Genomic DNA, 6,349 nt, shown 5'->3' with positions numbered 1-6,349 from the left:
TCTACCAACTGAGCTATTCCCGCTGATTGTTGCCGGGCGTTGCCTGACAACGGCTGCGTATTCTACTGATAACTCGGGGGCCGTCAACACTTTCGTGAAAAAATTTCACAACCGCCGATAATCATGGTGCACGCAGGTCTTCAGGTTCCACCCCAAGCGCCAGCTGAACGATCCTGGCCACCGACGCGCTCAACACCTCCGCCTCGGTGCCGGGCACCTCCAGCAACAGATCGTAGCTCATACCCAGCACCACATTGACGATCAGGGTGCCGTCCTGGCGAGGGCATGGCGAATCCAGGCGCTGCAGAAGCTGCTCCAGACCGTCAATCCAGGACTGCCGATACCGGCGTGCCACCCTGGCCAGGCGGTCGTCCCTGAGCGCCTCCATCACAAACACCTGCTCTGCCAGTACCTGCTCCCGCCGGCGTGTAAACTGCTCCTGCATCCAGGCCCGGGCAAAGTCAGTCAGGCGCTGACACAGTTCCGGACGAAACTCAGCACCCCGGCGCAATTGCTCAGGGGGCACACCATCAAGTACCAGATTCAAGGTGTCGTGGAACGCTTTCAGTTCTGCGCCGGCTTCTTTTGCGTAAAGCATGAAGGCATCGCTGATCAACTCATTGATGTCTCGGAAATAGTAGGTGGTTGCGGCCAAGGGAACCCCCGCTTCCTTGGCGACGGAACGATGCTTGATACCTTTGATACCGTTTTTGGCCGCTACCCGGATGGTTGCCTTGAGAATGGCATGACGCCGGATTTCACTTTTGGCCCGAGTGGTTCTGCCACCCCGCCCTAGGGCCCTGTTATCGTTGGGCATAGCTTTATTGGCGCCCGGGCCATCGTTCACCGCCGGGTTGGAAGATGACATCCTGTTCTCACTCCGCTGATTTTCTTGTTATTGCGTGTGAGTGAGTGTGCCCGTTATCGACTGCCAATTCGTTGAACCGATCATCAAACTGGCCAGCTCTACTGGCCAAAGCGTGGCCCACCTTCAAGATAAGCCAGTTCGTCCGGCGAAGAGGCGCGCTTCAGAGCTTTGTTGCGATGGGGAAAACGGCCAAACCGGGCAATAATATCCCGGTGATCGCGAGCCGATTGCAGAAAGCTGCCAAGAAAGTCTCCCAGAACGCCGTCGGTGGTGGCAGACAACTGCTGATAGCACTCTACTGAAAGATCCTGATCAGCCAGCTTCTCGGAGTGTTGCAGCGGCATATAGAGGAAGGCGCGTTGCACCGGGGGCAGCTCCAGATCCTGTCCTCGCTGCATTGCGCCACGGCACAACTGCCTGGCCAGCCGGTCGTTGTCAAAGGCCATGGCGCCTCCGCGAAAAATATTTCGGGTGAACTGGTCCAGCAGAAGAATCTCAGCAAGCGAGCCTCCGGCGGCTTTACGCCAGTGATCTAACCCCTGCTCCGAGGCAAACAGCACCAGAGACAAAAACCGGCGCCGGATTTCCTGATCGAAAGCCCGGTCGCTGCGAAACCAACGGTTGCGATGATCGCGATCAGGAATACCATTTTCATCTAATTCACCGAACCAGAAATCCAGAAGCTCTTTCCAATCGAACATCTGACAACTCCCTGATACATTGATTGTCAGGATCACTTTAAACGACCCACTGTCGTCAAGTTTACGGTCGTATCAAGACAAACGACCAGATCGGAGACGTTATGACCCAACCTCACCAGATTATTCTACTGGCCCACGGCAGCAGCGACGCACGCTGGTGCGAAACCTTCGAGAAGCTGGCCGAACCTACCGTTGCATCAGTTGACAATGCGGCCATCGCCTATATGGAACTGGCGGAACCCTCACTGGATACCATTGTGGCCGAGGCCAAACAACAAGGCACGGAGCAGTTCACGGTTGTTCCTCTGTTTCTCGCTGCCGGCCGTCACTTGCGAAAAGATGTTCCAGCCATGATCGAAAGGCTGGAGGCGGAACACGGCGTTACTATCCGCCTGGCAGAACCAATCGGGAAGAATCCGAGGCTTGGGTTGGCCATCCGTGATGTGGTGAAGGAGGAACTGGAGCGCTCTGAGCACTGACAAAGAACCAACGACGGATTCCGATCGCAGGAGGCAAGCCATGGACAAACGTATACTGGTCACCGGCGCCACAGGGTTTATCGGCCACATACTGTGCCGACAGTTAATTGAACGGGGTTATACGCTAACGGTCCTTAGCCGCCAGAAACCGGATTCCGTGCGAGCCATCTGCGGCCGGGTAGAAGTCACTGACGATCTTGCAAACTTGCGCGCACATCCGGGCTTCGATGCAGTCATCAACCTGGCCGGGGAAGGTATTGCCGACAAACGATGGAGCCAAGCCCGCAAGCAACAGCTTCGTGCCAGCCGCATTGATCTTACCCGCACTCTGGTCGAGGTGGTCAGAACCTGGGATAACATGCCGGAGGTTCTTGTGTCCGGGTCCGCCGTTGGCTTCTATGGCAACCAGGGGGATCACCTGGTTACCGAAGACACAGAACCCCACGATGAGTTCACACACCAACTTTGCCGGGACTGGGAACAGGAGGCACTAAAGCTCGAAGCTGATGGTGTACGCGTATGCCTGTCCCGCACTGGCGTGGTGGCCGGCCGTAACGGCGGCTTTTTGCAACGGATGATGCTGCCTTTCAAACTCGGACTTGGCGGCAAGCTGGGTTCCGGGCGGCAATACATGCCCTGGGTTCACCGGGATGACGTGGTTTCCGGTCTGCTCTGGATGCTGGATACGCCAACGGCAAGCGGCCCCTACAACATGGTCAGCCCGAATCCGGTTACCAATGCGGAGTTCACCAAAACGCTGGCACAGGTTCTGCACCGCCCGGCCGTTATACCGGCACCGGCGCCTGCACTGAAACTGATGCTGGGGGAAATGGCTGGCCTGTTACTGACCGGCCAGAAGGCAGTACCGGAACGGCTCAGACGTGAGGGTTTTGAATTCCGGTACCCGGAACTGGAAGCCGCTCTGAGGGAAAGTACCGGCAGGTAATTTTTTTCAGAAAAACCGTTGACAGCCCCGGGTGCCTTACTTAATATACGCGCCACCTCGACGAGGCAAGCTTTTGAAAACGTTGCGTCCCCTTCGTCTAGTGGCCTAGGACTCCGCCCTTTCACGGCGGCAACAGGGGTTCGAACCCCCTAGGGGACGCCAATTTCAAAGCTCAATGATCGTCACCTGCCATGACCACCTTGATGGTGCTTCTCCCCTTTGGCAGCATGGCTCTTCTGGTCTTTCATCACAAAGATGCCGACACCCACAAAGAAGCCGATCATCAGCAGCACTGTTGCGATTCCTGCGATTACAACTGCGTCCATATACATGGTTACGTCTCCTGTACCTGTGAAACTTGATTAAGCTCAGGTTACGCCTGCACTGGTGCCCCCGTATTGATCTGCATCAAGCACATTTCGTCATTGCAATAATTGCCAAAGTGAGACGCTCTCCCCCATTTCTCCCGATTTATCCTGAGTTTGCAGCGCATTTGCCATAAACTGCTGCTATAGTCGTAGGCAAGGGAATACAGGTAACAAAGTCAGGGATCGCTTCTGTAATTGCTATGTCCGATACTTCCTTGGATGGTCGAAAAATCAAAGACATGCCAGACATTGCGACGCGTTTGAAACGTTTTCGTGCAGCCTCTCCTTTATCTTTCCGGCTGGTGGCATGGATCCTTCTGTTCAGCTCTGCCTTTACATTGCTGGCATCCGGCATCCAGATCTACTCGGACTACCGCGAGGATCTGTCCAAGATTGAACAGCGGATGCAGGTTATCGAATCCGGTTATCGCTCCAGTCTTGCCCAGAGCCTCTGGGCGCTCGACCAGAAGCACCTGCAAACCCAGATGGACGGTATTCTCAGCCTGCCTGATATCGAACACCTTCGGCTCCGGATCGAACCGGACTCAGAGCTCGTCATGGGAGAGCTCCCGAGAGAAGCCGATACCCTCACCCACAGTTTTGAGCTGATCTATCGTGACGATGCAGAGTTCCAGCTGGGCGAACTCACCATAACCGCCAGCCTGCAGCGAGTGTACGATGAGCTGCGGCGCCGGGTGGGGTTCATTCTTGGCACCCAGTTCCTGATCGTTTTCTTTGTCTCCATTCTGATTCTATGGATCTTCCGCCACCTGGTCACCCGCCACCTGGCTGACATGGCTGACTACACCCGCGATCTGTCATTGCGGAATCTTGCGCGCCCGCTAGAACTGGATAGACCTGATACGCCGGCTTACCAGCGTGATGAACTGGGTATGGTGACGGAAGCCATTAACCAGATGCGCGAACGCCTTACCGATGACGTGGCAAGGCGGGAACGGGATGAAGCCGAAATCCGAAAATTCTCCAAAGCCATCGACCAGAGCCCGTCGTCGGTTCTGATCTGTGATCGGCAATGGCGCATTGAATATGCAAACCGGAAGTTCAGCCAGCTGACGGGGCACAGCCCGTCTGAAATCATCGGCAAGCACCCGTCCTCGCTTATTGACCCCGGTGTGGATTCCCACGAAGCCAGGCAACTTTGGAAATCCATCAGGCTTCAGGTGCAGCGGGTGGGCGTATGGCAGGGTGAAGTGAACAGCACCCGGAGAAATGGCGAGCGCTACTGGGAACAACTCGTGGTCACCCCCATCAAGGACAACAACGGCGAAACAACCGGTTACCTGATACTCGGGGAAGACATCAGTATCCGCAAACGTTACGAGCAACAACTGTTGCGGCAAGCGAACTACGACATCCTTACCGGACTTCCCAACCGGATGCTTGCGCTGGATCGCCTGAAACTGGCATTGGCTCAGGCAAGACGTGATGAATCCAAAGTTGGTGTGATGTTCCTGGACCTGGATAACTTCAAGCACATCAACGACACCCTCGGCCACGATGCCGGCGACACCCTGCTGATTGAAGCCGCACGCCGGATCTCCAGTTGCCTGCGAGGCACCAGTACCGTTGCCCGACTGGGAGGTGATGAATTCCTTGTGGTGCTGCCGGGGCTGAATGGGCCGGATGCCTCCTGCCAGGTTGCTGAACGTATTCTGAAAACCTTCGCACCTCCGTTCATGCTCAGCGGCCAGGAAGTGTTCGTTACGACCAGTATTGGCATCGCCACCTTCCCGGACGACTCGGATAACAGCGGCACCCTGCTCCAGCACGCCGATGCGGCCATGTACGAAGCCAAACATAAAGGCAAGAGTGCCTATGCCCGCTTTACCCCGGAGATGACCGAGGTTTCCCACGAGCGCCTGCAGATGGAATCACACATGCGTAAGGCGCTGGAACTCGGTGAATTCGAGCTCTATTTCCAGCCCATTGTGGACACCGCCAGTGGTGGCCTGGTCGCGGCAGAAGCCCTGCTTCGCTGGAACAACCCGGCCATGGGCATGGTGATGCCGGATCGCTTTATTCCGCTGGCTGAGGAAACCGGACTGATCATTCCCATCGGCGAATGGGTGGTCAAGGAAGCCTGTAAAGCCGCATACTGCTGGCAGGCGATGACCGGGCGTGAGATCAGCATTGCCGTCAACGTATCACCACGCCAGTTCCGGGACCCCGGGTTTACCGATGCCATTATGCGCGCACTGAACGACAGCAATTTGCGGCCGGAACTGCTGGAACTGGAAATTACCGAACGCCTGATTCTGGACAATTCCATCGAAACGGCCGACATCCTGAAGCAGCTCGATAAAGTGGGGATTCGTCTTTCGGTTGATGATTTCGGAACGGGCTATTCGGCACTGAGCTATCTGAAAAGCTACCCCTTCGATACCCTGAAAATCGACAAGTCATTTGTTCAGGATGTCCTGAAAGAAAACGAAGATGCTTCCCTGGTTCGCGCGATCATCAACATGGCCCACAGTCTTGGCCTGAAAGTGGTCGCCGAAGGCGTTGAGGAAGAAGACCAGACCCACTTCCTGAAAGCGGAGCATTGCGACTACTCCCAGGGTTACTTCTATAGTCGCCCCCTGCCCGAGCAGGACTTCATTCACTGGCTCGAAACCAATGAGCGGGCCAATCTAAAGTAATCAATACGGCACAACCATGGACGACTCAATCCTGGTCGTGAACTGCGGCAGTTCATCACTGAAACTCGCCCTGTTTGATCACGACCACCAGAAAATCACCTCCGCCCTGGCGGAAAGACTTAATCAATCCGATGCCTTTGCACGCATCAATGGCGATGAAACACCGGTTCACTTACCTTCCGGTGCCAGCCACAGCCAGGCGCTGGCGGCGCTCGTCAACGCATTTAAAGACCGGGCTCTGATGACGGGCGAACCCATGGCTGTTGGCCATCGAGTGGTCCATGGGGGCGAAACCTTCCGTGAAGCTTCGTTGATTGATGATCAAAC

At 55.9% G+C, this 6,349-nt stretch carries 6 protein-coding genes, 1 tRNA gene and 1 pseudogene; 5 read left to right on the top strand and 3 right to left on the bottom strand.

Annotation, left to right across the window (positions count from 1 at the left end; genetic code table 11):
* Window positions 1-121: 121 nt before the first annotated feature.
* Both B3Y70_RS10910 and B3Y70_RS10905 read right to left on the bottom strand, forming a co-directional pair.
* The gene (locus tag B3Y70_RS10910) at window positions 122-868 is read right to left on the bottom strand and encodes a TetR/AcrR family transcriptional regulator (protein ID WP_273031452.1); all 747 of its coding nucleotides are present in this window, start codon (window positions 866-868) and stop codon (window positions 122-124) included.
* Between the two features lie 98 nt (window positions 869-966).
* Window positions 967-1,569, bottom strand: a complete 603-nt coding sequence (locus B3Y70_RS10905; protein WP_273031454.1) for a DUF924 family protein — start codon at window positions 1,567-1,569, stop codon at window positions 967-969.
* Between the two features lie 101 nt (window positions 1,570-1,670).
* Here B3Y70_RS10905 and B3Y70_RS10900 point away from each other — a divergent pair, with 101 nt between their 5' ends.
* From B3Y70_RS10900 to B3Y70_RS10890, 3 genes are all read left to right on the top strand, one after another.
* A complete protein-coding gene (locus B3Y70_RS10900) occupies window positions 1,671-2,048 on the top strand; it encodes a sirohydrochlorin chelatase (RefSeq protein WP_286896177.1) in 378 nt (125 codons plus the stop codon).
* A gap of 40 nt (window positions 2,049-2,088) precedes the next feature.
* Window positions 2,089-2,994 (top strand): TIGR01777 family oxidoreductase, encoded by a 906-nt coding sequence (locus tag B3Y70_RS10895; RefSeq protein ID WP_273031456.1) that lies wholly within the window; start codon window positions 2,089-2,091, stop codon window positions 2,992-2,994.
* An 86-nt stretch (window positions 2,995-3,080) separates the two neighbouring features.
* Window positions 3,081-3,156 (top strand) — tRNA-Glu (locus B3Y70_RS10890).
* 20 nt (window positions 3,157-3,176) lie between these two features.
* Here the strand turns inward: B3Y70_RS10890 and ccoM are convergent.
* The gene (gene ccoM, locus B3Y70_RS17600; protein WP_273031458.1) at window positions 3,177-3,320 is read right to left on the bottom strand and encodes a cytochrome c oxidase subunit CcoM; all 144 of its coding nucleotides are present in this window, start codon (window positions 3,318-3,320) and stop codon (window positions 3,177-3,179) included.
* 242 nt (window positions 3,321-3,562) lie between these two features.
* Here ccoM and B3Y70_RS10880 point away from each other — a divergent pair, with 242 nt between their 5' ends.
* Both B3Y70_RS10880 and B3Y70_RS10875 read left to right on the top strand, forming a co-directional pair.
* Window positions 3,563-6,022: a bifunctional diguanylate cyclase/phosphodiesterase gene (locus B3Y70_RS10880; RefSeq protein ID WP_273031460.1), complete on the top strand. Its 2,460-nt coding sequence runs from the start codon at window positions 3,563-3,565 to the stop codon at window positions 6,020-6,022.
* Between the two features lie 16 nt (window positions 6,023-6,038).
* Window positions 6,039-6,349, top strand: a pseudogene (locus B3Y70_RS10875) (acetate kinase); the annotation flags it as partial.

This window comes from Marinobacter sp. UBA5687 (assembly GCF_002420325.1).
Taxonomy (GTDB): Bacteria; Pseudomonadota; Gammaproteobacteria; order Pseudomonadales; family Oleiphilaceae; genus Marinobacter; species Marinobacter nauticus.
This window is presented reverse-complemented; position numbering and strand designations above follow the sequence as displayed.